At 62.5% G+C, this 24,467-nt stretch carries 26 protein-coding genes; 15 read left to right on the top strand and 11 right to left on the bottom strand.

Annotated elements, in window-relative coordinates; translation table 11 throughout:
* Position 1 precedes the first annotated feature (1 nt).
* The 9 genes from phnG to phnP are packed head-to-tail and all read left to right on the top strand — an operon-like array spanning position 2 to position 6,903.
* Entirely contained in the window at positions 2 to 439 is a 438-nt protein-coding gene (gene phnG / locus AC3ZU9_RS19500) for a phosphonate C-P lyase system protein PhnG (protein ID WP_490091207.1), read from the top strand.
* Complete coding sequence (phnH, locus tag AC3ZU9_RS19495) at positions 439 to 1,029, top strand: phosphonate C-P lyase system protein PhnH (RefSeq protein WP_093546116.1); 591 nt, start codon at positions 439 to 441, stop codon at positions 1,027 to 1,029. Before phnG ends, phnH begins: the two co-directional genes overlap by 1 nt.
* Complete coding sequence (locus tag AC3ZU9_RS19490; protein WP_064052906.1) at positions 1,029 to 2,105, top strand: carbon-phosphorus lyase complex subunit; 1,077 nt, start codon at positions 1,029 to 1,031, stop codon at positions 2,103 to 2,105. The genes phnH and AC3ZU9_RS19490 overlap by 1 nt, the downstream gene beginning before the upstream one ends.
* Positions 2,098 to 2,940: an alpha-D-ribose 1-methylphosphonate 5-phosphate C-P-lyase PhnJ gene (locus AC3ZU9_RS19485; protein ID WP_490091206.1), complete on the top strand. Its 843-nt coding sequence runs from the start codon at positions 2,098 to 2,100 to the stop codon at positions 2,938 to 2,940. Before AC3ZU9_RS19490 ends, AC3ZU9_RS19485 begins: the two co-directional genes overlap by 8 nt.
* Complete coding sequence (gene phnK / locus AC3ZU9_RS19480; protein ID WP_046035728.1) at positions 2,937 to 3,737, top strand: phosphonate C-P lyase system protein PhnK; 801 nt, start codon at positions 2,937 to 2,939, stop codon at positions 3,735 to 3,737. The genes AC3ZU9_RS19485 and phnK overlap by 4 nt, the downstream gene beginning before the upstream one ends.
* A complete protein-coding gene (phnL, locus tag AC3ZU9_RS19475; RefSeq protein WP_490091205.1) occupies positions 3,734 to 4,456 on the top strand; it encodes a phosphonate C-P lyase system protein PhnL in 723 nt (240 codons plus the stop codon). Before phnK ends, phnL begins: the two co-directional genes overlap by 4 nt.
* Entirely contained in the window at positions 4,446 to 5,591 is a 1,146-nt protein-coding gene (locus tag AC3ZU9_RS19470; protein WP_046035727.1) for an alpha-D-ribose 1-methylphosphonate 5-triphosphate diphosphatase, read from the top strand. Before phnL ends, AC3ZU9_RS19470 begins: the two co-directional genes overlap by 11 nt.
* Complete coding sequence (gene phnN / locus AC3ZU9_RS19465; protein ID WP_012723060.1) at positions 5,591 to 6,163, top strand: phosphonate metabolism protein/1,5-bisphosphokinase (PRPP-forming) PhnN; 573 nt, start codon at positions 5,591 to 5,593, stop codon at positions 6,161 to 6,163. Before AC3ZU9_RS19470 ends, phnN begins: the two co-directional genes overlap by 1 nt.
* On the top strand, positions 6,154 to 6,903 hold the full coding sequence (phnP, locus tag AC3ZU9_RS19460) for a phosphonate metabolism protein PhnP (protein WP_490091204.1): 750 nt from the start codon (positions 6,154 to 6,156) through the stop codon (positions 6,901 to 6,903). Before phnN ends, phnP begins: the two co-directional genes overlap by 10 nt.
* A gap of 33 nt (positions 6,904 to 6,936) precedes the next feature.
* On the opposite strand, the gene AC3ZU9_RS19455 is transcribed toward phnP, so the two are convergent.
* A complete protein-coding gene (locus AC3ZU9_RS19455) occupies positions 6,937 to 7,830 on the bottom strand; it encodes a LysR family transcriptional regulator (protein WP_490091214.1) in 894 nt (297 codons plus the stop codon).
* A 186-nt stretch (positions 7,831 to 8,016) separates the two neighbouring features.
* Between AC3ZU9_RS19455 and AC3ZU9_RS19450 the strand changes: the two genes are divergently transcribed.
* The 3 genes from AC3ZU9_RS19450 (at position 8,017) to AC3ZU9_RS19440 (ending at position 10,537) form a co-directional block, all read left to right on the top strand.
* Entirely contained in the window at positions 8,017 to 8,211 is a 195-nt protein-coding gene (locus AC3ZU9_RS19450) for a type II toxin-antitoxin system HicA family toxin (RefSeq protein ID WP_490091213.1), read from the top strand.
* Positions 8,212 to 8,222: 11 nt separating this feature from the next.
* Positions 8,223 to 8,627 carry a type II toxin-antitoxin system HicB family antitoxin gene (locus AC3ZU9_RS19445; protein ID WP_012723064.1) on the top strand — a complete coding sequence of 135 codons (405 nt, stop codon included), beginning with the start codon at positions 8,223 to 8,225 and terminating at the stop codon, positions 8,625 to 8,627.
* Between the two features lie 389 nt (positions 8,628 to 9,016).
* The gene (locus AC3ZU9_RS19440) at positions 9,017 to 10,537 is read left to right on the top strand and encodes a M10 family metallopeptidase C-terminal domain-containing protein (protein WP_490091203.1); all 1,521 of its coding nucleotides are present in this window, start codon (positions 9,017 to 9,019) and stop codon (positions 10,535 to 10,537) included.
* Positions 10,538 to 10,546: 9 nt separating this feature from the next.
* On the opposite strand, the gene AC3ZU9_RS19435 is transcribed toward AC3ZU9_RS19440, so the two are convergent.
* A complete protein-coding gene (locus AC3ZU9_RS19435) occupies positions 10,547 to 11,743 on the bottom strand; it encodes an MFS transporter (RefSeq protein WP_012723066.1) in 1,197 nt (398 codons plus the stop codon).
* 176 nt (positions 11,744 to 11,919) lie between these two features.
* On the opposite strand from AC3ZU9_RS19435, the gene AC3ZU9_RS19430 reads away from it, so the two are divergent.
* Positions 11,920 to 12,534 carry a DUF5666 domain-containing protein gene (locus AC3ZU9_RS19430; protein WP_490091202.1) on the top strand — a complete coding sequence of 205 codons (615 nt, stop codon included), beginning with the start codon at positions 11,920 to 11,922 and terminating at the stop codon, positions 12,532 to 12,534.
* A gap of 118 nt (positions 12,535 to 12,652) precedes the next feature.
* On the opposite strand, the gene AC3ZU9_RS19425 is transcribed toward AC3ZU9_RS19430, so the two are convergent.
* The 8 genes from AC3ZU9_RS19425 to gcl form a co-directional block, all read right to left on the bottom strand.
* Positions 12,653 to 13,657, bottom strand: a complete 1,005-nt coding sequence (locus tag AC3ZU9_RS19425; protein WP_033897617.1) for a sulfate ABC transporter substrate-binding protein — start codon at positions 13,655 to 13,657, stop codon at positions 12,653 to 12,655.
* 105 nt (positions 13,658 to 13,762) lie between these two features.
* Complete coding sequence (locus AC3ZU9_RS19420; protein WP_012723069.1) at positions 13,763 to 14,587, bottom strand: ion transporter; 825 nt, start codon at positions 14,585 to 14,587, stop codon at positions 13,763 to 13,765.
* Positions 14,588 to 14,618: 31 nt separating this feature from the next.
* Positions 14,619 to 15,494, bottom strand: a complete 876-nt coding sequence (locus AC3ZU9_RS19415; protein ID WP_490091201.1) for an urea transporter — start codon at positions 15,492 to 15,494, stop codon at positions 14,619 to 14,621.
* A gap of 34 nt (positions 15,495 to 15,528) precedes the next feature.
* Positions 15,529 to 16,944, bottom strand: a complete 1,416-nt coding sequence (pyk, locus tag AC3ZU9_RS19410; RefSeq protein ID WP_046035720.1) for a pyruvate kinase — start codon at positions 16,942 to 16,944, stop codon at positions 15,529 to 15,531.
* A complete protein-coding gene (locus AC3ZU9_RS19405) occupies positions 16,934 to 18,214 on the bottom strand; it encodes a glycerate kinase type-2 family protein (protein ID WP_012723072.1) in 1,281 nt (426 codons plus the stop codon). The genes pyk and AC3ZU9_RS19405 overlap by 11 nt, the downstream gene beginning before the upstream one ends.
* A gap of 108 nt (positions 18,215 to 18,322) precedes the next feature.
* On the bottom strand, positions 18,323 to 19,213 hold the full coding sequence (locus tag AC3ZU9_RS19400) for a 2-hydroxy-3-oxopropionate reductase (protein WP_490091200.1): 891 nt from the start codon (positions 19,211 to 19,213) through the stop codon (positions 18,323 to 18,325).
* Between the two features lie 145 nt (positions 19,214 to 19,358).
* The gene (gene hyi / locus AC3ZU9_RS19395; RefSeq protein ID WP_490091199.1) at positions 19,359 to 20,141 is read right to left on the bottom strand and encodes a hydroxypyruvate isomerase; all 783 of its coding nucleotides are present in this window, start codon (positions 20,139 to 20,141) and stop codon (positions 19,359 to 19,361) included.
* 10 nt (positions 20,142 to 20,151) lie between these two features.
* On the bottom strand, positions 20,152 to 21,927 hold the full coding sequence (gene gcl, locus AC3ZU9_RS19390) for a glyoxylate carboligase (protein WP_012723075.1): 1,776 nt from the start codon (positions 21,925 to 21,927) through the stop codon (positions 20,152 to 20,154).
* A 256-nt stretch (positions 21,928 to 22,183) separates the two neighbouring features.
* Here gcl and AC3ZU9_RS19385 point away from each other — a divergent pair, with 256 nt between their 5' ends.
* Positions 22,184 to 22,624 carry a GlcG/HbpS family heme-binding protein gene (locus AC3ZU9_RS19385; RefSeq protein ID WP_093546142.1) on the top strand — a complete coding sequence of 147 codons (441 nt, stop codon included), beginning with the start codon at positions 22,184 to 22,186 and terminating at the stop codon, positions 22,622 to 22,624.
* 146 nt (positions 22,625 to 22,770) lie between these two features.
* Here AC3ZU9_RS19385 and AC3ZU9_RS19380 read toward each other — a convergent pair whose 3' ends face one another.
* Positions 22,771 to 23,376: a TetR/AcrR family transcriptional regulator gene (locus AC3ZU9_RS19380; RefSeq protein WP_012723077.1), complete on the bottom strand. Its 606-nt coding sequence runs from the start codon at positions 23,374 to 23,376 to the stop codon at positions 22,771 to 22,773.
* Positions 23,377 to 23,510: 134 nt separating this feature from the next.
* On the opposite strand from AC3ZU9_RS19380, the gene AC3ZU9_RS19375 reads away from it, so the two are divergent.
* The gene (locus tag AC3ZU9_RS19375) at positions 23,511 to 24,425 is read left to right on the top strand and encodes a DUF808 domain-containing protein (RefSeq protein ID WP_490091198.1); all 915 of its coding nucleotides are present in this window, start codon (positions 23,511 to 23,513) and stop codon (positions 24,423 to 24,425) included.
* The last annotated feature ends 42 nt before the right edge of the window (positions 24,426 to 24,467 follow it).

Below are 24,467 nucleotides of genomic sequence, written 5' to 3'. Positions count from 1 at the left end.
GATGAGCCTGTCCCCGCGTCAACACTGGATCGGCGTGCTTGCTCGCGCCCAGCTCAGTGAACTGCAGCCCCACGAAGCCGCGTTGAAGGACGCCGAATACCAACTGATCCGCGCCCCGGAAATCGGCATGACCCTGGTGCGCGGCCGCATGGGCGGCGATGGCGCGCCGTTTAACGTCGGCGAAATGAGCGTGACCCGCTGTGTGGTGCGCCTGGCCGATGGCCGCACCGGCTACAGCTACCTGGCCGGGCGCGACAAGGTCCATGCCGAGTTGGCCGCCTTGGCCGATGCCCATCTGCAAGGCACGCAGCCCAGCCGCTGGCTCAGCGATTTGATCACCGCGCTGGCCAATGCCCAGGCCGCCCGCCGTGCGCAAAAAGAAGCCGATACCGCCGCCACCAAGGTCGAGTTCTTCACGCTCGTACGAGGAGAAAACTGATGAGTGCGCCACTGTTGCAGCCGGCGTTTGTTGACCCGGTCCTTGATGCCCAGCGCGGTTTTCGTGCCGCACTCAAGGCCCTCGCCGAGCCCGGTTTGATCCAGCACCTGCCGTGCGCGCCACGCCTCGACGGCCTGGCGCCCGCCACCTACGCCTTGTGCCTGGCGCTCTTGGATACCGACACGCCGCTATGGCTGGCGCCGAGCTTCGAAACGCCGCTGATCCGCGCCAACCTGGCCTTCCATTGCGGCTGCCCGTTGACGTCGAAGCGCGAAGACGCGGTCTTCGCGCTGCTCGGCGAACAGGACCTGCTCGACCTCAGTGGCTTCGACCACGGCAATGACCGCTACCCCGATCAGTCCTGCACCCTGCTCGTGCAGCTCACCGACCTGGAAGGCGGTCGCGGCCTGCTGTGGCGCGGCCCCGGCATCAAGGCCCAGCGCCAGGTGCACCTGCCGGTGCCCCAAGACTTCTGGCACGAACGTCAGCGCCGCGAAGCTTTCCCCCGCGGGCTGGACGTTGTGTTCGCTGCCGGCCACCACTTGATCGGCCTGCCACGCAGCAGCCGCATTGCACAGGAGCACGCCTGATGTACGTAGCCGTCAAAGGTGGCGAACAGGCCATCGACAATGCCCACCGCCTGCTGGCGAAAAAACGCCGTGGCGATACCGCGATTCCGGAACTGAGCGTGACGCAAATCCGCGAGCAACTGCCGTTGGCCGTGGCACGGGTGATGACGGAAGGTTCGCTGTTCGACGAAGAACTCGCCGCGCTGGCGATCAAGCAAGCGGCGGGGGATCTGGTGGAAGCAATCTTCCTGCTGCGCGCCTACCGCACCACGCTGCCGCGCTTCAGCCCGAGCCTGCCGATCGACACCGCGCACATGTCGCTGAGCCGGCGTTTGTCGGCCACGTTCAAGGACGTGCCGGGCGGTCAATTGCTCGGCCCGACCTTCGATTACACCCATCGCCTGCTGGATTTTGCGCTGCTGGCCGAAGGTGAATATCCAGGGCCGCAGACCACGCCGGAGGCGACGTTGGAAGCCTGCCCACGCGTCCTCGGCCTGCTCGCCAAAGAAGGCCTGATCAAGCCCGAAGTCGACGACAACGCCACGGTCGCCGACATCACTCGCGACCCGCTGGAATACCCCGCCAGCCGTGCCGAACGCCTGCAGGCCCTGGCCCGTGGCGATGAAGGCTTCCTGTTGGCGCTGGGCTACTCGACCCAACGTGGCTACGGCCGCAATCACCCGTTTGCCGGCGAGATTCGCATCGGCGATGTGGACGTGTGGATCGATCCGCAAGAGCTGGGCTTCCCCATTTGCCTGGGCAGCATCGAAGTGACCGAGTGCGAGATGGTCAACCAGTTCGTTGGCTCGGCCACTGAGCTGGCGCAGTTCACGCGCGGGTATGGCCTGGCGTTCGGGCATGCCGAGCGCAAGGCCATGGGGATGGCGTTGGTCGACCGCTCGTTGCGCGCCGGGGAATACAACGAAGAGATCGTCTCGCCGGCCCAGCGCGAGGAGTTCGTGCTGGCGCACTGCGACAACGTCGAGGCCGCCGGTTTTGTCTCGCACCTCAAGCTACCGCACTACGTGGACTTCCAGTCCGAGCTGGAGCTGATCCGCAAACTGCGCCAATCCGCCGAGGGCTCCCGCCATGAATGACACGGCCTACAACTTCGCCTACCTCGACGAACAGACCAAACGCATGATCCGCCGCGCGTTGCTCAAGGCGGTGGCGATCCCCGGTTACCAGGTACCGTTCGGTGGCCGCGAAATGCCATTGCCGTATGGCTGGGGCACGGGCGGCATGCAACTGACCGCCGCGATCCTCGGCGCGGATGACGTGCTCAAGGTCATCGACCAGGGCGCCGATGACACCACCAACGCCGTGTCGATCCGCCGCTTTTTCGCGCGCACTGCGGGCATCGCCACCACCGAAGCCACGCCGGACGCCACGCTGATCCAGACCCGCCACCGCATCCCGGAAACACCCTTGCAGGCTGGGCAGATCATGGTTTACCAAGTGCCGATCCCCGAGCCGTTGCGCTTCATCGAACCGTCGGAAACCGAGACCCGCACCATGCACGCCCTGAATGATTACGGGGTGATGCACGTAAAGCTCTACGAAGACATCGCCACCTTCGGCCATATCGCCACCAGCTACGCCTACCCGGTGATGGTCGACGAGCGCTACGTGATGGACCCGTCGCCGATCCCTAAATTCGACAACCCGAAACTCGACATGAGCCCGGCGCTGATGTTGTTCGGCTCCGGTCGCGAAAAGCGCCTGTACGCGGTGCCGCCGTATACGCAGGTCACCAGCCTCGACTTTGAAGACCACCCGTTCGCCGTGCAGCAGTGGGAGCACAACTGCGCGATCTGCGGCAGCCATGAGTCGTTCCTTGATGAGCTGATTCTGGATGACGCCGGGACCCAGCGTTTCGTGTGCTCCGACACCTGGTATTGCGCCCAACGGGTTCTGGAGAACAACCAATGAGCCAGGTTCTTTTGAAGCAAAAAGCCGACGCACCGCTACTGCAAGTGCGCGACCTGTCCCTGCTGTACGGCCCGGAGAAGGGCTGCCAGGACGTCAGCTTCGATCTGTACCCCGGCGAAGTGCTGGGCATCGTCGGCGAGTCCGGCTCGGGTAAATCCACCTTGCTCTCGTTGTTGAGCGGGCGTCTGCCACCGCAAGCGGGCAGCATCGGCTATCGCAGCAAGGACGGCGAATGGCTGGACCTCTACAGCGCCAGCGAAGCCGAGCGCCGCACCTTGCTGCGGACCGAATGGGGCTTCGTCGAGCAGAACCCTCGCGACGGCCTGCGCATGGGCGTGTCGGCGGGCGCCAATATCGGTGAGCGTCTGATGGCCCAAGGCGTGCGCAACTATGAGCAACTGCGCGGCGCCGGGTTGGACTGGTTGAGCCAGGTGGAAATCGACCCCCAGCGTATCGACGACTTGCCGCGCACCTTCTCCGGCGGCATGCAGCAGCGCCTGCAAATCGCCCGCAACCTGGTCTCCAGCCCACGCCTGGTGTTTATGGATGAGCCCACCGGCGGCCTGGATGTGTCGGTGCAAGCGCGCCTGCTCGACCTGTTGCGCGGCCTGGTGCGTGAGCTGGACCTGGCGGTGGTGATCGTCACCCACGACCTGGCCGTGGCGCGGCTGCTGGCCGACCGCCTGATGGTCATGCGCCGCTCGCGGGTGGTGGAAACCGGGCTCACCGACCAGATCCTCGACGATCCACAGCACCCTTACTCTCAACTGCTGGTGTCTTCGGTATTGCAGCCATGACAAATGCCTTGATCGAGGTCCGTGACCTTTCGAAAACCTTCACCCTGCACCAGCAGAACGGCGTGGTGCTCAACGTGTTGCGCGGCGTGGAATTCAGCGTGCAGGGCGGTGAGTGCATGGTGCTGCATGGCGCGTCCGGTGCGGGTAAAAGCACCTTGCTGCGCACCTTGTACGGCAATTATCTAGCGGCGGGCGGCAGCATCCGCGTGCGCCATGCTGGCGAATGGCTGGAACTGGTCGGCGCCGAGCCGCGTGACATTCTCCAGGTGCGTCAACAGACCCTTGGCTATGTCAGCCAATTCCTACGGGTGATCCCGCGTGTGGCTTGCCTGGATGTGGTGATGGAGCCGGCCCTGGCGCGCGGCTGGTCCAAGGCGAATGCGCAGTCCCGCGCCGAGCACCTGCTGACCCGCCTGAACATCCCGCAGCGTCTGTGGCAACTGGCACCCGGTACGTTCTCCGGTGGCGAGCAACAGCGCGTCAACATCGCCCGCGGTTTCATGGTGGCCTGGCCGGTGATGCTGCTGGACGAACCCACCGCGTCTTTGGACGACAACAACCGCCAGGTGGTGCTGGAACTGATGAACGAAGCCAAGGCTGAGGGCGCCGCGCTGATCGGCATCTTCCACGACCGTGCTGCCCGTGAAGCGGTCGCCGACCGCCATTTCGACATGACCCCCACGTCCGTCGCCGCAGAGGAATACGCCCATGCCCGCTGAACAGATCCTCAGTAATGCCCAGATTGTCATGGCTGATCGCATGTTCCTGGGCTCGGTGGTGCTGCGCGACGGCACTATCGTCGACCTCGCCGAGGGCCGCAGCCAGCTGCCCCAGGCCCAGGACCTCGGCGGTGATTGCCTGTTGCCGGGCCTGGTGGAGTTGCACACCGACAACCTGGAAAAACACATGACCCCGCGCCCCGGCGTGGACTGGCCGTCGACCTCCGCGGTGCTCAGCCATGATGCGCAGATCATCGCGGCGGGCATCACCACGGTGTTCGACGCGGTGTCCATCGGCGACGTGAACCCCAAGGGCAACCGCATGAAAAAGCTGCCGGCGATGCTCGAGGCCATCGCCCAGGCGGAAGGTGCCGGCCTGACTCGCGCCGAGCACCACCTGCACCTGCGTTGCGAGCTGTGCCACCCGGATACCCTCAGCGTGTTCCGCGACCTGGTGGAAAACCCGTTGGTGCGGCTGGTGTCGGTGATGGACCATTCGCCGGGCCAGCGCCAGTTCGTGCTCGAATCCAAATACCGTGAGTACTACATGGGCAAGTACCACCTGAACGACGAGACCATGGACGCGTTCATCGTGCTGCAAAAAGCCAACTCCCTGGCCTACAGCGACCGCTATCGCGCGGCCATCGTCGAGCATTGCCTGGCGCGTGGCCTGTCGGTGGCCAGCCACGACGACGCGACACTGGCCCACGTGGAAGAGTCGGCGCGCTACGGCATGACCATCGCCGAATTCCCCACCACCCTGGAAGCCGCGAAGGGCTGCCAGGCGCTGAACATGAAAGTCTTGATGGGCGCGCCGAACGTGGTGCGCGGTGGGTCGCACTCGGGTAATGTGGCCGCGGCGGGCCTGGCGGCCGAGGGGTTGCTGGATATACTTTCCAGTGACTACTACCCGGCGAGCCTGTTGCAGGCTGCGTTTGTGCTGGCTGACCAGCAGGACGGCGGCGACCTGTCGCGGGCGGTCAAGATGATCAGCCTGGCGCCCGCGCAAGCGGCAGGCCTGAAGGATCGCGGTGAAATTGCCATTGGCCTGCGCGCCGACCTGGTCCAAGCCCGCAGCCGCCAAGGGCTTCCTGTAGTGCAACAAGTATGGCGACAAGCGAAGAGGGTGTTTTGATGGCAGGCAGGTTGATCTATCTCATCGGGCCCTCCGGCTCGGGCAAGGACAGCCTGCTGGATGCCGCACGCCCCCGTTTGGCCGAGCGCGGTTGCCGCATCGTGCGCCGCGTTATCACCCGCTCGGCGGAAGCGGTGGGTGAAGCGGCGCAGGGGGTGAGCCCGGAGCAGTTTGCCACGATGCAGGCCGAGGGCGCGTTTGCCCTCAGCTGGCAGGCGAATGGCTTGTCCTACGGCATTCCCAGGGAAATCGACGACTGGCTGGCGGCGGGTGACGACGTGCTGGTCAACGGCTCCCGCGCGCACCTGGCGCAGACGCGCGAACGTTACCCGACGTTGCTGGTGTTGCTGCTGACGGTTGACCAGGCCGTGTTACGCCAACGCTTGATCGCACGAGGGCGTGAGGCGTTGGCGGACATTGAAGCGCGCCTGGCGCGCAATGCGCGCTTCACGGCCGACTTGATCGCCGGTCATGGCGCGGGGTTGTTTGTCCTGGACAATTCCGGGCCGCTGGCACATACCGTCGAACGCCTGCTGTGCTGCCTGGACCACGGGCACTCGGCATGCGCCTGACCTTGCTTGGCACCGGTGACGCGCGGCAAGTCCCGGTGTATGGCTGCGAGTGCCCCGCGTGCGGTTTGGCGCGCAGCGATGCCAGCCTGCGCCGCCGACCTTGCAGTGCGCTGATCGAATGCGCCGACCAGCGCTGGCTGATCGACAGCGGCTTGCCCGACCTCACCGAACGCTTCCCGCCGCGCAGTTTCAACGGGATTCTGCAAACCCACTACCACGCCGATCATGCCCAGGGCCTGCTGCACCTGCGCTGGGGCCAAGGGCTGGTGATCCCGGTGCATGGGCCTGCGGATCCGGAGGGTTTATCCGACCTCTACAAGCATCCGGGTATCCTGGATTTCAGCCAGCCATTCAGCGAATTCGAAACCCGGCAGTTTGGCCCACTCAGCGTCACCGCGTTACCGTTGCAGCATTCCAAGCCGACCCTGGGTTACCTGCTGGAAGGCGAGGGGCGGCGCATCGCCTACCTCACCGACACCGTCGGCCTGCCACCGGCGACCCTGGCCTGGCTGCAACGTGAACCGCTGGACGTGCTGGTACTGGATTGCTCCATGCCGCCGCAACCGCAGGCACCGCGCAATCACAATGACCTGACGCTGGCGTTGCAGAGCATCGAGGACACAGGGGCTCAGTTGGGTGTGTTGACCCATGTGGGGCATACGCTGGATGCGTGGTTGCTGGAGCACCGCCGGGAGTTGCCGCGGCATGTTTCCATTGGTTGGGATGGGCGCGTGCTTTGAGGTGGAACTGGCTTCCACCTCTGATCCAAATTGTCAGGGCGATGGGGTTTCAGCCAGCAACTGCTCCACATACTCCACAAACGCCCGTGCCTTGGCACTCGCCATTCTGCCCGTGGCGTACACGGCCCATAAATCCCGCGCGGGTAACGTCCAATCGGCCAGTACGGTCTTCACTTCGCCACTGGCCAGCTCCGGCGCGAACATCCAGGTAGACGACAACGTCAGCCCCAAATGGCTCAACACCGCCGCACGTACACCCTCAGCCGCGGTGACGCGCACGCGCCCATGGGCGACGATGGGGTATTCCTGGTCGCCTTGGGTAAAGCACCAGTGCGAGCCTTCGCCACGGGTGTAGATGATGGCTTGGTGTTGCAGCACATCCGCCGGTGTGGCGGGCTCGCCGAAGCGTTCGAAGTAAGCCGGGGTGCCCAGGATGACGCAGGGCGATTCACCGATCTTGCGCGCCGTTAGGCTTGAGTCATTCAGGTTGCCCATGCGCAGGGCGAGATCGATGCCTTCTTCGATCAGGTTGAGGCTACGGTCGTCGAGCACAACGTCCACATTCAACTCGGGGAACTGCGTCAGGAAGGGGCCCAGGTGAGGAATGATGTGCATCCGGGCGAAGGTTACCGGAGCGCTGATGCGCAAGGTGCCGGTGAGCCCCGCCCCCGCGCCGCGTGCAGCGTCGTCAGCGGCGTTGGCTTCATCAATGGCGCGCTTGGCCTTCTCGAAAAACACCAGGCCTGCTTCGGTGGGCGTCAGGCCCCGCGTGGAGCGCAGCACCAACCGCACGGCCAGGCGCGTTTCCAATTGCGCAATGCTTTTGGAGACGGCGGGCTGACCGATGCCCAGGCGTTTGGCGGCAGCGGAGAAGGAGCCCGTTTCGATCACGTGGACGAAGGTTTCCATAGCGGTGAGACGGTCCATCGGCTGTTCCTGCTTGGCGTGGCGGCGCTCAAGCCTAAGGCGATGGACGACGGCTGTCATGCGTTTCCCGCCCTGAGCAGGCGGGTTTTCAATATTCAGTAAAACAGCCGTCAGTCAGGGATGGGTATTCTGTGCTTGAGTAAAGATAACTCTAGGGTTGCTTTTATTCAGGCCAAGCCAAGGAGGCTGGGGGGGCTAAGCAGGTTATTGATCAAGGAACTGCAAGAGGCAGGTTGGGTATTGGATCGGGTCACCGGCAGTCATCACATTTTTACCCATCGCTATAACCCGTACACCCTCCCGGTGCCGCATCCCAAGAAGGACCTGCCGCTGGGCACCGTCAGAAGCATCAGGAAACGCGCCGGTTTGTTTCAGTTTTAAGGAGAGCATTCATGCAATACCCAATCTGTATCGAATGGGGCGATGACTTCACCGCCACCGGTATCCAGATCCCCGATATCCCAGGCGCAGTCACCGCCGGGGACAGTTTTGAAGAGGCCTACAACGCCGCCGTGGAAGTCGCGCACATCATGCTGCAAGCCATCGCCGCAGAGGGCGGGGTGATTCCGATGCCAACGTCGGTGGCCCATCATCACGCGAACGAAGACTACGCCGAAATGGGCTGGGGCATGTTGGAGCTGGACGTCACGCCCTACTTGGGCAAGACCGAGAAGGTCAATGTGACCTTGCCCGGTTATGTCATCCAGCGTATTGACCGTTATGTGCGCGAGCACAAGGTCAAAAGCCGTTCTTCATTCCTGGCCGATGCCGCGCTTGAGAAATTGGTGCGGTCCTGAACGGGGCACCGACTGCGGCCACCGGCGCCGTTTTGGATGCCTTGAAGAACGTTGAACAGGTATGTCCTCACCCTTCGGAAAACCGCGTACTTGAACAACACCTGTTTTTTTAGATCTTGTTTTTTTCCTGCAAAAACAACGTGATGCCGTTCAGGTTGTTGTGTTGTCGAGTGTTTAAATTGCAAATGAATGCTTAGTTATATCGCCGCGTATGTCGAACCGCGCAAGTGTTGCGGTTAGAACCACATCTACGTTGGTGTCCAGTTTTTCAGCGTGCGAGCGTATCTCTAGAACGGCGGATCAACGGTCGGTTGGCCGGCGTTCTGGGTTACTCGAACGCCGAATTGGCTTGATTCGGCTCTTTTTATTCACACTGAAGGCGCCGCACAATGAATAACTATGACCTGCGCAGTATGAGTCCTCTTAATAACCTGCCGGTATCGGACCCCGGCCCGTTTGGTGCGGGGGCTGGAAATAAGCCCGCCTACACAACGGACCAGGCAGCCAAACAACTCTCGCGGGAAAACCTGCGCTTTCATGACCGTAATGATGATTCGACCGTCGATGTGCATTACACGGTAGACAACAGTTTCACTCAACCGCAGCAGCAACGCGTCCGCCAGGCGCTGCAGTCTTGGCAGGATGTTGCCAATATCAACTTTCGCGAGCAGTCAGGCGGCTCGGACGGCACGCTCAACGTGCGCAACAATCCACGCAGCGATCGTGGTGTCGCGACCTCTCCGAACCGTACCACTTCTCACACCACGGCCACGCTTGGCACACAGGGGGGGAACAGCTCAGCCGCATTGGGCAGTCACTTTTCGCTGACTGCCATTCATGAGATAGGCCACGCCATCGGTCTGCATCATCCGGGTGACTACAACGGCGGTAACCCCAATTACCAGACTGGCGCGACCTACGCAGGGGATACGCATGCGCGCACTGTCATGAGTTACTTTTCGGAGAAAAATCAGAAGGGCCATGACTTCAAGAACCAGAGCCCGTCCGCGCCGATGATGGACGATATCGCCGCGGCACAACGCCTGTACGGTGCCAACCATCAAACCCGTAACACCGACACCACCTATGGCTTCAATTCCAATACCGAAAGGGAGGCGTTTAGCCTCAAAAGCGCCACGGACAAACCGGTCTTCTGTGTGTGGGACGGCGGGGGGATCGACACGATGGATTTCTCCGGGTTTGTCCAGGACCAGAACATCGACCTGAACGCCGAATCGTTTTCCGATGTGGGCGGGTTGAAGGGCAATGTGTCGATTGCCAAGGGCTGCACGATTGAAAACGCAATGGGCGGCGCCGGCCGGGACACGCTCTCGGGGAATGATGCCGCTAATCGGCTCAAGGGCGGTGGGGGCGCTGATACCCTGAGAGGCGGGGGTGGCGCGGATACCTTTGTCTACGACAAGGCCAGTGACTCCACGCCGGACCAGCCTGACATGATCGAGGATTTCACCAGCGGTACCGATAAAATCGACGTGTCGGGTGCGTTGAAGGACGCGGGTGTCCGTGGCCTGGTATTTACCGATCGGTTCACTGGGCGAGCGGGTGAAGCAGTGCTTAAGCAGGATGCCAGTACGGGCCAGTCAAGCCTGGCCATTGACCTGAAAGGAACGGGCACTGCGGACTTGTTGGTCAAGAGTAAGGGCGAGATCAAACCGGCCGATGTGCGGTGGGACGGCCAGGCACCGGAGGTCTCACCCTTGCCCAAGCCGGCGCCTGCTCCCACACCGGCGCCTGTCCCCACTCCCGCGCCCTTGCCGGATAAAAAGCAGGACAGTACCGCTGGCGTGATCCACATCTTTGTCGTCACATTGCTAGCGATCTTCTCGCAGTTGCTGGGCCTGCTAACGTCGTCGTCCGGCCAGGCATCCGCTGGAAAAAAACAGCCCTGATTCCATCACTCAAGCGGTGGCGGCCGTGCCCTGGCGCGAAGCACTCAGGAACCGCAGCAACGCCACCAACGGAAATGCACTGCCCACCAGCATCACGCCCAGCCAGCCGCCGTGTTCATACACGCTGCTGGCAATGGCTGAGCCGAAGGCGCCGCCGATGAAGATGCTGGTCATGTACAGCGCATTCAAGCGGCTGCGGCTGTTAGCGTCGAGGGCGTAGATGGCACGCTGGCCGAGCACCATGTTCATCTGCACGCAGAAATCCAGGACCACACCGGTCACCGCCAAGCCGATCACGCTGTACAGCGGGTGCACGAAGGCCGGCAGGAAGCTCAGCGCGGCGAACAGCATGGCCAACAGTGACGCGCGGTGGGTATGACCGGCATCGGCCAGGCGCCCGGCGATAGGCGCGGCGATGGCACCCAGTGCACCGACCAAGGCAAACAGCGCGATCTCGCTTTGGCTCAGGCCGTGATTGCGCGCCAGTTCCAGTGGGGCGGCGGTCCAGAACAGGCTGAAGGTGGCGAACATGCAACCCTGGTAAAACGCGCGTTGGCGCAGTACCGGTTGCTCACGCAGCAAGGTGCCGAGGGAGCGCAGCAGTTGGCCGTAGCTGGCGCTGTGGTCGGGTTGGCGCTTGGGGATGGTGATCAGCAGCACCACGCTGATAAACGCCATCAACGCCGCCGCCGCCATGAACATCGCGCGCCAGCCGAAGTGGTCCGCCACTACGCTGGACACCGGCCGAGCCAGCAGGATACCGAGCAACAGGCCGCCCATGATGCTGCCGACCACCCGGCCACGGGACTCGGCGGGTGCCAGGTGCGCGGCCAGTGGAATCAGGATTTGCACCGACACCGAACTGAAACCGATCAACAGCGACACCAGCAGGAACAGGTTCGGCTGCTCGGTGACCGCTGCCCCCAACAGGCTGGCGATAGCGAGTACGGTGGTGGCGATCATCAGCTTGCGGTTTTCCAGCAGATCACCCAACGGCACCAGGAAAAACAGGCCCAGGGCGTAGCCGATTTGCGTCAGCGAGACGATCAGGCTGGCCATGGCGGGCGTGAGGCCGATGTCCGGTGCGATCAGCTCGATGATCGGTTGCGCGTAGTAGATGTTGGCGACGATCGCGCCGCAGCAAAACGCAAACAGCATCACCATGCTCCGGGTCATGGTGGTTGTAGCGTGGGAAGTAGCGTTCATGGTGTTCTCATAAAAGCGAAGGAAAGTGGGGCGAGCCTAAAGACAACACCGTAGCCGGGGTAGGCCGTCGGCAGTGATAACACTCATGCCCGGTAATGATGAGTGAATCGTTAACTTTCTGCGCGAGGCCTGATGATACATTCAGGCACAACTGCCCAAACAGGAAATTGACGGTCATGAAAATCACGTTGAACAAGATGCTCCTGGCTTCCACGCTTGCCGCCGCCATGGCCGTTGGCCTGGCCCAGGCTGCGGACGCCCCACGAGTGGGTGTGCGCGGCGCCATTACGGCGATGGAAGGCGATGCGATGCACGTCAAGGTCAACAGCGGCGAGGACGTCATCGTGCACCTCACCCCGGCCACCCAGGTGCGCGCGGTCACCCTGGCCAAGATCGATGAGATCAAGCCCGGCAGCTACATTGGCTCCGCCGCCATGCCCAATCCCGACGGCAGCCTGACCGCGCTGGAAGTGCACGTGTTCCCCCCGGCCATGGCCGGTACGGGCGACGGGCATCGCGCGTTTGATCTGAAAGAAGGCAGCAGCATGACCAACGGCACCGTCGGCGATTTGGTGGTCAGCAACGGGCGGACGTTGACCGTGAAATACAAAGGCGGCGAACAGAAGATCGTCGTGCCGGAGGATGTGCCGATCGTCAACCTGGAACCGGGGGATCGCAGTTTGCTCAAGGCGGGCGTGAAGGTGGTGTTGTTTGCGGCGCAGGGGGCGGATGGGACTATCACAGCCCAAGCCATCTCAGCCGGCAAGGATGGCGTGACACCGCCGATGTAACGGCCAAACACGGAGCCAAATGTGGGAGGGGGCTTGCCCCCGATAGCAGTGTGTCAGCCAACGGATAAACCAGCTGATATACCGCCATCGGGGGCAAGCCCCCTCCCACATTTATCAATTACTGGCCGCTGTAGATCTGGTCGAAAACGCCGCCATCATTGAAGTGAGTCTTCTGCACCGTGCGCCAGTCACCAAAGGTCTTCTCCACCGACAGGAAGTCGACTTTCGGGAAGCGGTCGGTGTACTTGGCCAGTACTTTCGGATCACGCGGACGCAGGTAGTTGTTGGCGGCGATTTCCTGACCTTCCGGCGACCACAAGTACTTCAGGTAGTCTTCGGCGGCCACGCGGGTGCCTTTCTTCTCGACCACTTTGTCGACCACCGACACCGGCGGCTCGGCTTCAGCGGAGACGCTTGGGTAGATCACTTCGAACTGATCACGCCCGAATTCACGGGCGATCATCTCGGCTTCGTTCTCGAAGGTCACCAGCACGTCGCCGATCTGGTTGGTCATGAAGGTCGTGGTGGCGGCACGGCCACCGGTGTCCAGCACAGGGGCCTGTTTGAACAGTTTGCCGACAAACGCCTTGGCTTTGTTTTCGTCGCCGCCGTTCTTGAGCACATAGCCCCAGGCCGACAGGTAGGTGTAGCGGCCGTTACCCGAGGTTTTCGGGTTGGGCACGATCACCTGCACGCCATCCTTGAGCAGGTCCGGCCAGTCTTTCAGGGCTTTGGGGTTGCCTTTGCGCACGATAAACACGGTGGCCGAGGTGAACGGCGCGCTGTTGTTCGGCAGGCGGGTGACCCAGTTGTCCGGCACCAGTTTGCCGTTGTCGACCAGGGCATTGATGTCGGTGGCCATGTTCATGGTGATCACGTCAGCCGGCAGGCCGTCGATCACCGAGCGCGCTTGTTTGCTGGAGCCGCCGAAGGACATCTGCAGGGTCAGCTTGTCGTTCGGGTGCTCGGCTTCCCAGTGTTTCTGGAAGGCGGCGTTGTAGTCCTTGTAGAAGTCGCGCATTACGTCATACGAGACGTTGAGCAGTGTGACGGGGGCAGCCTGGACGGCGCCCGCCAGGGCAAGGCCGGCGGCCAGGAGAGAGGCGCTAACGAGTTTTTTCACTGCTCATTCCTTGTTGTTCGAGAAGGTTGTCGATTGAGTGAGGGCAATTTGCCAGCGACTATAGCTGGCGCCGCATAGACGTTTAAAGATTAAAACGCACTTTGCTTATTCCACTTTCTTAAAAAGCGCATTGCCACAGCGCGAGCAAAAGGCCGCGTTAGGCTCATGGCTGTTTTTCTTGCACACCGGGCAGTCGGTTTGCAGCTGCTCACCGCGCATGGCACTGGCCAGTTCGGCGGTGAAAATACCGGTGGGCACGGCAATGATCGAATAACCGGTGATCATCACCAGCGACGAAATCACCTGGCCCAGCGGCGTCTTCGGCACGATATCGCCAAAGCCCACGGTGGTCAGCGTGACGATGGCCCAGTAGATGCCTTTCGGGATGCTGGTAAAGCCGTGTTCCGGGCCTTCGATCACGTACATCAAGGTGCCGAACACCGTGACCAAGGTGCACACGCTGACCAGGAACACCACGATCTTCTGCTTGCTGCCGCGCAGCGCCGCCATCAGGTAATTGGCTTGCTTGAGGTAGGGGCTGAGCTTGAGCACGCGGAAGATCCGCAGCATGCGGATGATGCGGATGATCAGTAGGTACTGCGCGTCGCTGTAATACAGCGCAAGGATGCCGGGCACGATCGCCAGCAAATCCACCAACCCATAAAAGCTGAAGGCATAGCGCAACGGCTTGGGCGAGCAATACAGGCGCAACCCGTACTCGATCAGGAAGATCAGCGTGAAGCCCCACTCGATGTACGCCAGCACATCGGCATAGTTCTGGTGTATCTGGTCGATGCTGTCGAGCATCACGATCACCAGGCTGGCGAGGATGATCAACAGCAGGATGCCGTCAAAGCGCCGCCCGGCGACCGTGTCACTTTGAAAAACCATGACGTAGAGCCGCTGGCGCCAGTCGTTGTTGCTGTCCATAAATCCCGCCCGAATCGAATATCGAGCAAGCCTAGGGGGATTCGAAGGGCCTGTCCATGCGGGGTTTGCGCAGCACTCGGGCGCCTGCGTGCACCAGCCAGCAGGCGAGGATGAACGGTGCGGTCAGCGCGGGCAGGTGCAGGGCGGCAAAGCCTGGCGTGAGGAGGATCGCCAGCAGGAGACCGAGCAGCGGCAGCCAGGGTTGGCGACGCACTTGGCTCAGTGCCAAGGCGGCCAACGCCGGGTTATAGCCGTGCAGGCCGAGGAGGGCGCTGGCGGGTTCCTGCAGCCACAGCGCGATCAGCATGCCGGCACTGGCGCCGATCAGGGCCCATACGCAGGCGCGGCGGTTGGCCAGCCACAGGCCCAGTGCAATCGAGGCACCGGCCACCGGCTGATCCAGCAGCATGATTTGCGCCAGGCCGGTGAAGGGCGCGGTGAGCACGGCCAGGGTGTCCGACTCGGTCACGGCAAACGTGCTCGGCGGTACCGTGCCCAGCAGTAACCAGCCAAGGCCGACAAAAGGTGCGGTATAGGCCGGCAAGTCATCGGGCTGGCTGGCGTGTTTCAACCAGTGCCGCGTCAGGATCGCACTCAAGCCGCCGCACGCCAGGATCAGCGGCGGCAACAACGCCGACCAGACGAAGTGCTGGCTGAGCAACACACCCAGCAGCACACCGTTATAGCTATAAAGCCCGGCCTGGCGTTCAACCTTGGGATAGCCCCGGCGCTGGGCCGTGAGCAAGCCCGCCACGCCACCGAGCAGCGCCCCGCCCAGCAGGGCCGGTGCGCCGATCAGGATGGCGAGCAGGCACAGCAGGCCACACAGGGGATGGCGTTGCAGGAAGATCTGGCTGAAGCCGTTGAGCAGGGCTTCGGCCCAGTCGGGGCAGGTTTGGTTGTGCATGGGTCGAGTTTCTAAGGGGGATCGCCACAGAGGATTAGAGTAGGGTTTCGATCCGCAGTGAATTGGTCGACCCCGGCTGCCCGAACGGCACCCCCGCCGTAATCACCAACGTGTCCCCACGCTGCGCCATGCCCTGCGCCTGCGCGATCTCCAGCGCGGTGGAACACACTTCATCCACTTGGCGCAGGCGGTCGTTGACCACCGAATGCACGCCCCAGGCCACGCTCAAGCGCCGTGCCGTGGACAGGTTCGGCGTGAGGTTGAGGATCGGCGCCACCGGCCGTTCCCGCGCCGCGCGCAGGCTGGAGCTGCCCGACTCGCTGTAGTTCACCAATACCGCCACCGGCAGGATGCTGCTGATGCGGCGGATCGCGCAGCTGATGGCGTCCGACACTGTGGCATCCGCCTTGGGCCGGCTGACATCCAGCTGGGCCTGGTAGTCCGGGCCGTTTTCCACTTGGCGGATGATCTTGCTCATCATCTGCACGGCCTCCAGCGGGTACTCACCGGAGGCGGTTTCCGCCGACAGCATCACCGCGTCCGCGCCTTCGGCCACGGCATTGGCGACATCGGTAACTTCGGCACGGGTCGGCGCCGGGGAGAAACGCATGGACTCCAGCATCTGCGTGGCCACCACCACCGGTTTGCCCAGCTGGCGGCAGGTGCTGATGATGTCTTTCTGGATCTGCGGCACACTCTCGGCCGGCACTTCCACGCCCAGGTCGCCTCTGGCCACCATGATTGCGTCGCTCAGTTCGGCGATTTCCCGCAGGCGCTGCACGGCCGAGGGTTTCTCGATCTTGGCCATCAGGAAGGCTCTGTCGCCGATCAGCTCACGGGCTTCGCGGATATCCTCCGGGCGCTGCACGAACGACAGCGCCACCCAGTCCACACCCAGTTCCAGGCCGAAGCTCAGGTCGCGCCGGTCCTTGGCGGTCAGTGGGCTGAGTTCCAGCAAAGCTTGTGGGACGTTCACGCCTTTGCGGTCAGACAATTCGCCGCCGTTCAGCACCGTGGTGTCGATGGCGTCGGCGTGTTTGGTGATCACCCGCAGGCGCAACTTACCGTCGTCCAGCAGCAGGTCCATGCCGGGCTCAAGGGCCTGGATGATTTCCGGGTGAGGCAGGTTGACCCGGCGTTGGTCACCGGGTGTTTCGTCGAGGTCCAGGCGCAGGGCCTGGCCGCGTACCAACTGCACCTTGCCCTCGGCAAACCGCCCGACCCGCAGCTTCGGCCCTTGCAGGTCCATGAGGATGCCCAGCGGGTAATTCAGCTGGCGCTCCACCTGGCGAATCCACTGGTAGCGCTGGGCGTGGTCGGCATGGTCGCCGTGGCTGAAATTGAGCCGGAAGATATTCACGCCGGCTTCCACCAGCTCGCGGATGTCATCGATACCGTCAGTGGCCGGGCCCAGGGTGGCGAGGATTTTGACCTTCTTGTCAGGCGTCATGTTTGGCAGTCTCAAGGATCAGGATGGCGCGGAAGTCGTTGACGTTGGTGCGCGTCGGCTCGGTGACGATCAAACCGTCGAGGGCGGCGAAATAGCCGTAGCCGTCGTTGTTATCCAACGCGTCGCTGGCCGACAGGCCGAGCGCTTCGGCGCGGCGGTAACTGCACGGCGTCATGATCGCGCCAGCGTTGTCTTCCGAGCCGTCGATGCCGTCGGTATCACCGGCCAGTGCGTAGACGCCGGGCAGACCCTTGAGGCTGTCGGTGAGGCTCAGCAGGAATTCCGCATTGCGCCCGCCACGGCCATCGCCGCGCACGGTCACGGTGGTTTCGCCGCCGGAGAGGATCACGCACGGCGCCGCCAGCGGCTGGCCGTGCTGGACGATCTGCCGGGCGATGCCGGCGTGCACCTTGGCCACGTCCCGTGCTTCGCCTTCAAGGTCGCCCAGGATCAACGGGCTGAACCCGGCCTGGCGCACTTTTACCGCCACCGCTTCCAGGGATTGCTGGGGGCGGGCGATCAATTGGAAGTGGCTGCGGGCAAGCACCGGGTCGCCGGGCTTGACGGTTTCCGAGGCCGGGTTCTGCAACCAGCTGCGCACTGAAGCCGGGGCGTCGATGTGGTAGCGCTTGAGAATCGCCAAGGCCTGTTGCGAGGTGCTCGGGTCGCCGACCGTGGGGCCGGAGGCGATCACCGTGGCCTGGTCGCCGGGCACATCGGAAATCGCATAGGTGTACACCGTCGCCGGCCAGGCCGCTTTCGCCAGGCGGCCACCCTTGATCGCCGAGAGGTGCTTGCGCACGCAATTCATCTCGCCAATGGTCGCCCCGGATTTGAGCAGGGCTTTGTTGATCGCCTGTTTGTCGGCCAGGGTGATGCCTTCGGCGGGCAGGGCCAGCAGGGCAGAGCCGCCGCCGGACAGCAGGAAAATCACACGGTCGTCTTCGCCGAGGTTGCTGATCAGCGCCAGCACGCGCTGGGCCACCGCCAGGCCGGCGGCGTCGGGCACGGGGTGGGCGGCTTCGACCACTTCGATTTTCTGGCAGGGCGCGCCGTGGCCGTAACGGGTGACCACCAAACCGGTGACTTCGCCCTGCCAGACGTTCTCCACGACCAAGGCCATGGCGGCGGCGGCCTTGCCGGCGCCGATCACGATCACACGGCCGCTGCGGTCGGCGGGCAGGTAGGGTTCGAGGACTTGCCGGGGGTGGGCGGCGTCGATGGCTGTGGCAAACAGCTCGCGAAGCAGGTGTTGCGGATCGACCGACATAAGCGGGCTCCCGGGGGATTCTTGTTATTAGAGGTGAGGCTTGGAATGCGATCAAAGTGTGGGAGGGGGCAAGCCCCCTCCCACACTTTGATTGCATTTCATCAGGGGCTATTTATCGCGAATCGAAAAATTCGCCATATGCTCCAGCCCCTTGATCAGCGCCGAATGGTCCCAGTTACCGCCGCCAATCGCCGTGCACGTGCTGAACACCTGTTGGGTGCCGGCGGTGTTCGGCAGGTTGATCCCCAGCTCCTTGGCGCCGGCCAGGGCCAGGTTGAGGTCCTTCTGGTGCAGGTTGATACGGAAGCCCGGATCGAAGGTGCCCTTGATCATGCGTTCGCCATGCACTTCGAGGATTTTCGACGAAGCAAAGCCGCCCATCAGCGCTTCACGCACCTTGGCCGGGTCGGCGCCGTTCTTGGCGGCGAACAACAACGCTTCGGCCACCGCCTGGATGTTCAGCGCGACGATGATCTGGTTGGCAACCTTGGCGGTCTGGCCATCGCCATTGCCGCCCACCAGCGTGATGTTCTTGCCCATGGCCTGGAACAGCGGCAAGGCGCGTTCGAAGGTCTGCGGCTCACCACCGATCATGATGCTCAGGGTGCCGGCCTTGGCGCCGACTTCACCACCGGACACCGGTGCATCCAGGTACTGCGCGCCGGTCTCGTTGATCTTCGCCGCGAACGCCTTGGTGGCGGTGGGGGAGATCGAGCTCATGTCGATCACCACCTTGTTCGGCGACAGGCCTGCAGCCACGCCGTCTTTGCGGAACAACACGTCATCGACCTGCGGGGTGTCCGGCACCATGACGATGATGAACTCAGCTTCCTGCGCCACTTGCTGCGGGTTGGCCAGGGCCACGGCACCCGCGTCGAGCAGCGTTTGCGGGGCCTTGCCGTGATGCTCGGAGAGGAACAGTTGGTGACCTGCTTTCTGCAGGTTGGCGGCCATGGGTTGGCCCATGATGCCGGTGCCGATGAATCCGATTTTAGCCATGACGAAAATCCTCTTGTTATTACACCGCAGGTCCCCTGTGGGAGGGGGCTTGCCCCCGATGACGGTGTGTCAGGTAAAACAGTACTGACAGACCCGCCGCTATCGGGGGCAAGCCCCCTCCCACATTGGTGTTGCGTCGTGTTGGTTAGATGGCGTTATGGGTCTTGAGCCAACCCAGCCCTGCTTCGGTGGTGGTCAACGGCTTGTACTCGCAGCCGACCCAACCCGGGTACCCGATGCGGTCCAGGTGTTCGAATAGGAAGCGGTAGTTGATCTCCCCGGTCCCCGGCTCGTTGCGCCCTGGGTTATCCGCCAGCTGGATGTGGTTGATCTCTTCCAAGTGCGCGGCCATGGTGCGGGCCAGGTCGCCTTCCATGATTTGCATGTGATAGATGTCGTATTGCAGGAACAGATTGTCGCTGCCGACCTGCTCGCGAATCGACAGGGCCTGCGCCGTGTTGTTCAAGTAGAAGCCTGGAATGTCGCGGGTGTTGATCGCCTCCATCACCAGCTTGATGCCCACCGCTTGCAGCTTTTCGGCGGCGTACTTGAGGTTGGCGACGAAGGTTTTTTCCAGGGTCTTGTCATCAATGCCTTGTGGTCGAATGCCCGCCAGGCAGTTGATCTGGGTGTTGCCCAACACCTCGGCGTAGGCAATCGCCAGCTTGACCCCGGCACGGAATTCCTCGATCCGGTCAGGGTGGCACGCCAGGCCGCGTTCGCCCTTGGCCCAGTCGCCGGCCGGCAGGTTGAACAGCACCTGGGTCAGGCCGTGGGCGTCCAGTTGCGCCTTGATTTCGGCGGAGCTGAATTCATACGGGAACAGGTACTCGACACCTTCGAAGCCGGCATCGGCGGCCGCTTTGAAACGGGGAAGGAAGTCCTGTTCGGTAAACAGCATGGACAGGTTGGCGGCGAAACGCGGCATAAGGTTCTCCTTAATCGAGCAGGGAAATGGCAGTCGGCGCATCGTTGCCGACCAGTGCCAGGTCTTCGAATTCGTTGACGGCGTTGATCTCGGTGCCCATGGAAATGTTGGTCACACGTTCCAGAATAATTTCAACGATCACCGGCACCTTGAATTCTTCGATCATTGCCTCGGCACGGCGCAGTGCCGGTGCGATCTGGCCGGGTTCGAACACGCGCAGGGCCTTGCAACCCAGGCCTTCGGCGACGGCGACGTGGTCCACGCCATAGCCGTTGAGTTCCGGGGCGTTGAGGTTGTCGAAGGACAGCTGCACGCAGTAGTCCATTTCAAACCCGCGCTGGGCCTGGCGGATCAAACCCAGGTAGGAGTTGTTCACCACCACGTGGATGTACGGCAGCTTGAACTGCGCGCCCACGGCCAGTTCTTCGATCATGAACTGGAAGTCATAGTCGCCCGACAGTGCCACCACCTTGCGGCTCGGGTCGGCCTTGACCACGCCGAGAGCGGCGGGGATGGTCCAACCCAGCGGGCCGGCCTGGCCGCAGTTGATCCAGTGGCGTGGCTTGTACACGTGCAGGAATTGCGCGCCGGCAATCTGCGACAGGCCGATGGTGCTGACGTAGCAGGTGTCTTTGCCGAACACCTGGTTCATTTCTTCATACACACGCTGTGGCTTGACCGGCACGTTGTCGAAGTGAGTCTTGCGGTGCAGGGTGGCTTTGCGTTGCTGACAGTCGTGCAGCCAGGCACTGCGGTCCTTGAGCTTGCCGGCGGCTTTCCATTCGCGGGCGACTTCGATAAACATCGTCAGTGCGGAACCGGCGTCGGACACGATGCCCAGGTCCGGGGTGAAGACGCGGCCAATCTGCGTCGGCTCGATGTCGACGTGAATGAACGTGCGGCCCTCGGTGTAGACCTCGACCGAACCGGTGTGGCGGTTGGCCCAGCGGTTACCGATGCCCAGCACCACGTCCGACTTGAGCAGGGTCGCGTTGCCGTAGCGGTGAGAGGTTTGCAGGCCGACCATGCCCACCATCTGTGGGTGATCGTCCGGGATGGTGCCCCAGCCCATCAGCGTCGGGATCACCGGGATACCGGTGAGTTCAGCGAATTCAACCAGCAAGTCGCTGGCGTCGGCGTTGATCACGCCGCCACCGCTGACCAGCAGTGGGCGTTCGGCCTGGTCCAGCAGGGCCAGGGCTTTCTCGACCTGGATGCGGGTTGCCAACGGCTTGGCCAGGGGCAGTGGCTGGTAGGCGTCGATGTCAAATTCGATCTCGGCCATTTGCACGTCGAACGGCAGGTCGATCAACACCGGGCCGGGGCGGCCGGAGCGCATTTCGTAGAAGGCTTTCTGGAAGGCGTACGGCACTTGGCCAGGTTCGAGGACAGTGGTCGCCCACTTGGTCACCGGTTTGACGATGCTGGTGATGTCCACGGCCTGGAAGTCTTCCTTGTGCATACGGGCGCGGGGGGCCTGGCCGGTAATGCACAGGATCGGGATCGAGTCGGCCGAGGCGCTGTACAGCCCGGTGACCATGTCGGTGCCCGCCGGGCCCGAGGTGCCGATGCATACGCCGATATTGCCGGCCTTGGTCCGGGTGTAACCCTCGGCCATGTGGGAGGCGCCTTCAACGTGGCGAGCAAGGACGTGATCGATGCCACCCACCTTCTGCAAGGCCGAGTACAGCGGGTTGATCGCGGCGCCTGGGATACCGAAGGCGGTGTCCACGCCTTCACGGCGCATCACCAGGACGGCGGCTTCGATTGCTCTCATTTTGCTCATGATTTTGGTGCCTCTTGCGTTTTGTAATTGTATACAAGTGGTGTCTGGCCAAAGTGTATTCACGGCGAGCGGCATAGGTCAATGCATTTTATAGACTGGCCTTTGCGTTCGTCGGAACGGCTTTTTTCGACGTGTGGAGCCTTTGTGCGAAAATATTGTATACAAAATTAAAAGCCATTGTGTTCTATTTGTTTGATCAAGCATCTGATCATTCAGACCGCCACGGCATTCCCAATAACAAAAGAAGGACGGCACCATGAGCGCTTTAACCTTGAAACTCGCCACCCAACTGGCCAGCCAGGCCCTCACTGCAGGGCGCACCCTGTCGGCAGCGCCGCTGACCATTGCGGTGCTCGACAGCGGCGGGCACCTGATCACCCTGCAGCGCGAAGACGGCGCCAGCCTGCTGCGCCCGCAGATCGCCATCGGCAAGGCCTGGGGCGCGATTGCCCTGGGCAAGGGCTCACGCCTGCTGGCACTGGACGCACAGCAACGCCCGGCGTTTATCGCCGCGCTGAACAGCCTGGGGCAGGGCAGCGTGGTGCCGGCGCCGGGTGGGGTGTTGATTCGGAATCAGGCAGGCGTGGTGCTGGGCGCGATCGGGATCAGCGGGGATACGTCGGATATTGATGAGCAGTGTGCGATCACGGCGATCGAGGGGGTGGGGTTGATGGCGGATGCGGGGGTGTCTGCTTGATTTTTCGTTGACTGTTAGGGCCTCATCGGGAGCAAGTCGAATCGTCGCACCGCCCCTCCCACACTTGAATTGTGAACACCGTCAAATGTGGGAGGGGCGGTGCGACGATTCGACTTGCCCCCGATTGGCACAGACGCCACGGTCTATCAGTCCGGCTCACATCCCTTGAGCACCAACCGGATAATTGTCTGCGCCGCCGCTTCGTAATCCGCTTCATCCAACTTGGCCTTGCCGGTCACCGCCGAGATCTGCCAGTCGAAGTCCGCATACGTCTGCGTGGCCGCCCAGATGCTGAACATCAAGTGATTGGGGTCAATCGCCGCGATCAGGCCGCGATCGACCCAATGCTGGATGCACGCGATGTTGTGCTTGGCTTGGGCGTTCAACTGTTCGACCTGGTCGGCACTGAGGTGCGGGGCGCCGTGCATGATTTCGCTGGCGAATACCTTGGAGGCAAACGGCAGGTCGCGGGAGATGCGGATTTTTGAGCGGATGTAGTTGCTCAGCACCACCGAAGGCTCACCGTCCGGATTGAACGGCGTGGAAGCGGCCAGGATCGGCTCGATAATGCTCTCGAGCACCTCGCGGTAGAGGTTGTCCTTGGACTTGAAGTAGTAATAGACGTTGGGCTTTGGCAGCCCGGCCTTGGCGGCGATGTCGCTGGTTTTAGTCGCGGCGAAGCCTTTGTCGGCAAACTCCTCGCTGGCCGCCCGCAGGATTTTTTCTTTGTTGCGCTCGCGAATGGTGCTCATAAACCAGAGGTTTCCTTGCCAGGACAGGCGGTTGCGCATGGTAGCACCGGCCATCCGCGAGCCTCAACAATGTGCCCGTAAAGCGTTGCACCGCGCTATGCTCGGCCCCTCCCTCTCTAATGGAAGCCCGATTCATGGCAGGAAGCAGTTTGTTGGTGTTGATCGACGATATCGCCGCGGTACTCGATGACGTTGCCCTGATGACAAAAGTGGCGGCGAAGAAGACCGCCGGCGTGCTCGGCGATGACTTGGCGCTCAATGCCCAGCAGGTCTCCGGGGTGCGCGCAGAGCGGGAAATTCCTGTGGTGTGGGCGGTGGCGAAAGGGTCGTTCGTCAACAAGTTGATCCTGGTGCCGGCCGCTTTGCTGATCAGTGCATTCGCGCCGTGGGCGGTGACGCCGTTGCTGATGCTCGGTGGTGCCTACCTGTGTTTTGAAGGTTTCGAGAAGCTCGCGCATAAATTCCTGCACAGCAAGACCGAAGACCAGGCTGAACGTGCGCAGTTGGTCGAGGCCGTGGCCGACCCGGCCACCGATCTGGTGGCCTTTGAAAAGGACAAGATCAAAGGCGCTATCCGCACCGACTTCATCCTCTCGGCCGAAATCATCGCCATCACCCTCGGCACTGTGGCTGACGCGCCGTTGATGCAGCAGGTGGTCGTGTTATCCGGCATTGCCATTGTCATGACCATCGGTGTCTACGGGCTGGTGGCTGGTATCGTCAAGCTGGATGACCTGGGCCTGTGGCTCACCCAGAAGCCTGGCCAAGTGGCCCGCAGTATCGGCGGCGCGATCCTGCGGGCGGCGCCTTACATGATGAAGAGCCTCTCCGTGATCGGTACAGCGGCGATGTTCCTGGTGGGCGGCGGCATTCTCACCCATGGCGTGCCGGTGGTGCATCACTGGATCGAGACGGTCAGCCAGGGCGCGGGCGGGGCGGCGTGGCTGGTGCCGACGTTGCTGAACGGTGTAGCGGGGATCATTGCTGGCGCGTTGGTGCTGGCGGTGGTCAGCGTGGTCGGCAAGGCGTGGAAAGCGCTGAAGGCCTGATACGGGCGGCAATAAAAAAGGCCATTCAATTGAATGGCCTTT

Source organism: Pseudomonas sp. A39, assembly GCF_058145955.1.
This window is presented reverse-complemented; position numbering and strand designations above follow the sequence as displayed.

Bases quoted from the DNA above. Each gene is read 5' to 3' on its own strand.
- phnG (WP_490091207.1), top strand. From the start codon at position 2: ATGAGCCTGTCCCCGCGTCAACACTGGATCGGCGTGCTTGCTCGCGCC.
- phnH (WP_093546116.1), top strand. From the start codon at position 439: ATGAGTGCGCCACTGTTGCAGCCGGCGTTTGTTGACCCGGTCCTTGAT.
- AC3ZU9_RS19490 (WP_064052906.1), top strand. From the start codon at position 1,029: ATGTACGTAGCCGTCAAAGGTGGCGAACAGGCCATCGACAATGCCCAC.
- AC3ZU9_RS19485 (WP_490091206.1), top strand. From the start codon at position 2,098: ATGAATGACACGGCCTACAACTTCGCCTACCTCGACGAACAGACCAAA.
- phnK (WP_046035728.1), top strand. From the start codon at position 2,937: ATGAGCCAGGTTCTTTTGAAGCAAAAAGCCGACGCACCGCTACTGCAA.
- phnL (WP_490091205.1), top strand. From the start codon at position 3,734: ATGACAAATGCCTTGATCGAGGTCCGTGACCTTTCGAAAACCTTCACC.
- AC3ZU9_RS19470 (WP_046035727.1), top strand. From the start codon at position 4,446: ATGCCCGCTGAACAGATCCTCAGTAATGCCCAGATTGTCATGGCTGAT.
- phnN (WP_012723060.1), top strand. From the start codon at position 5,591: ATGGCAGGCAGGTTGATCTATCTCATCGGGCCCTCCGGCTCGGGCAAG.
- phnP (WP_490091204.1), top strand. From the start codon at position 6,154: ATGCGCCTGACCTTGCTTGGCACCGGTGACGCGCGGCAAGTCCCGGTG.
- AC3ZU9_RS19455 (WP_490091214.1), bottom strand. From the start codon at position 7,830: ATGGACCGTCTCACCGCTATGGAAACCTTCGTCCACGTGATCGAAACG.
- AC3ZU9_RS19445 (WP_012723064.1), top strand. From the start codon at position 8,223: ATGCAATACCCAATCTGTATCGAATGGGGCGATGACTTCACCGCCACC.
- AC3ZU9_RS19440 (WP_490091203.1), top strand. From the start codon at position 9,017: ATGAATAACTATGACCTGCGCAGTATGAGTCCTCTTAATAACCTGCCG.
- AC3ZU9_RS19435 (WP_012723066.1), bottom strand. From the start codon at position 11,743: ATGAACGCTACTTCCCACGCTACAACCACCATGACCCGGAGCATGGTG.
- AC3ZU9_RS19430 (WP_490091202.1), top strand. From the start codon at position 11,920: ATGAAAATCACGTTGAACAAGATGCTCCTGGCTTCCACGCTTGCCGCC.
- AC3ZU9_RS19420 (WP_012723069.1), bottom strand. From the start codon at position 14,587: ATGGACAGCAACAACGACTGGCGCCAGCGGCTCTACGTCATGGTTTTT.
- AC3ZU9_RS19415 (WP_490091201.1), bottom strand. From the start codon at position 15,494: ATGCACAACCAAACCTGCCCCGACTGGGCCGAAGCCCTGCTCAACGGC.
- pyk (WP_046035720.1), bottom strand. From the start codon at position 16,944: ATGACGCCTGACAAGAAGGTCAAAATCCTCGCCACCCTGGGCCCGGCC.
- AC3ZU9_RS19405 (WP_012723072.1), bottom strand. From the start codon at position 18,214: ATGTCGGTCGATCCGCAACACCTGCTTCGCGAGCTGTTTGCCACAGCC.
- AC3ZU9_RS19400 (WP_490091200.1), bottom strand. From the start codon at position 19,213: ATGGCTAAAATCGGATTCATCGGCACCGGCATCATGGGCCAACCCATG.
- hyi (WP_490091199.1), bottom strand. From the start codon at position 20,141: ATGCCGCGTTTCGCCGCCAACCTGTCCATGCTGTTTACCGAACAGGAC.
- gcl (WP_012723075.1), bottom strand. From the start codon at position 21,927: ATGAGCAAAATGAGAGCAATCGAAGCCGCCGTCCTGGTGATGCGCCGT.
- AC3ZU9_RS19385 (WP_093546142.1), top strand. From the start codon at position 22,184: ATGAGCGCTTTAACCTTGAAACTCGCCACCCAACTGGCCAGCCAGGCC.
- AC3ZU9_RS19380 (WP_012723077.1), bottom strand. From the start codon at position 23,376: ATGAGCACCATTCGCGAGCGCAACAAAGAAAAAATCCTGCGGGCGGCC.
- AC3ZU9_RS19375 (WP_490091198.1), top strand. From the start codon at position 23,511: ATGGCAGGAAGCAGTTTGTTGGTGTTGATCGACGATATCGCCGCGGTA.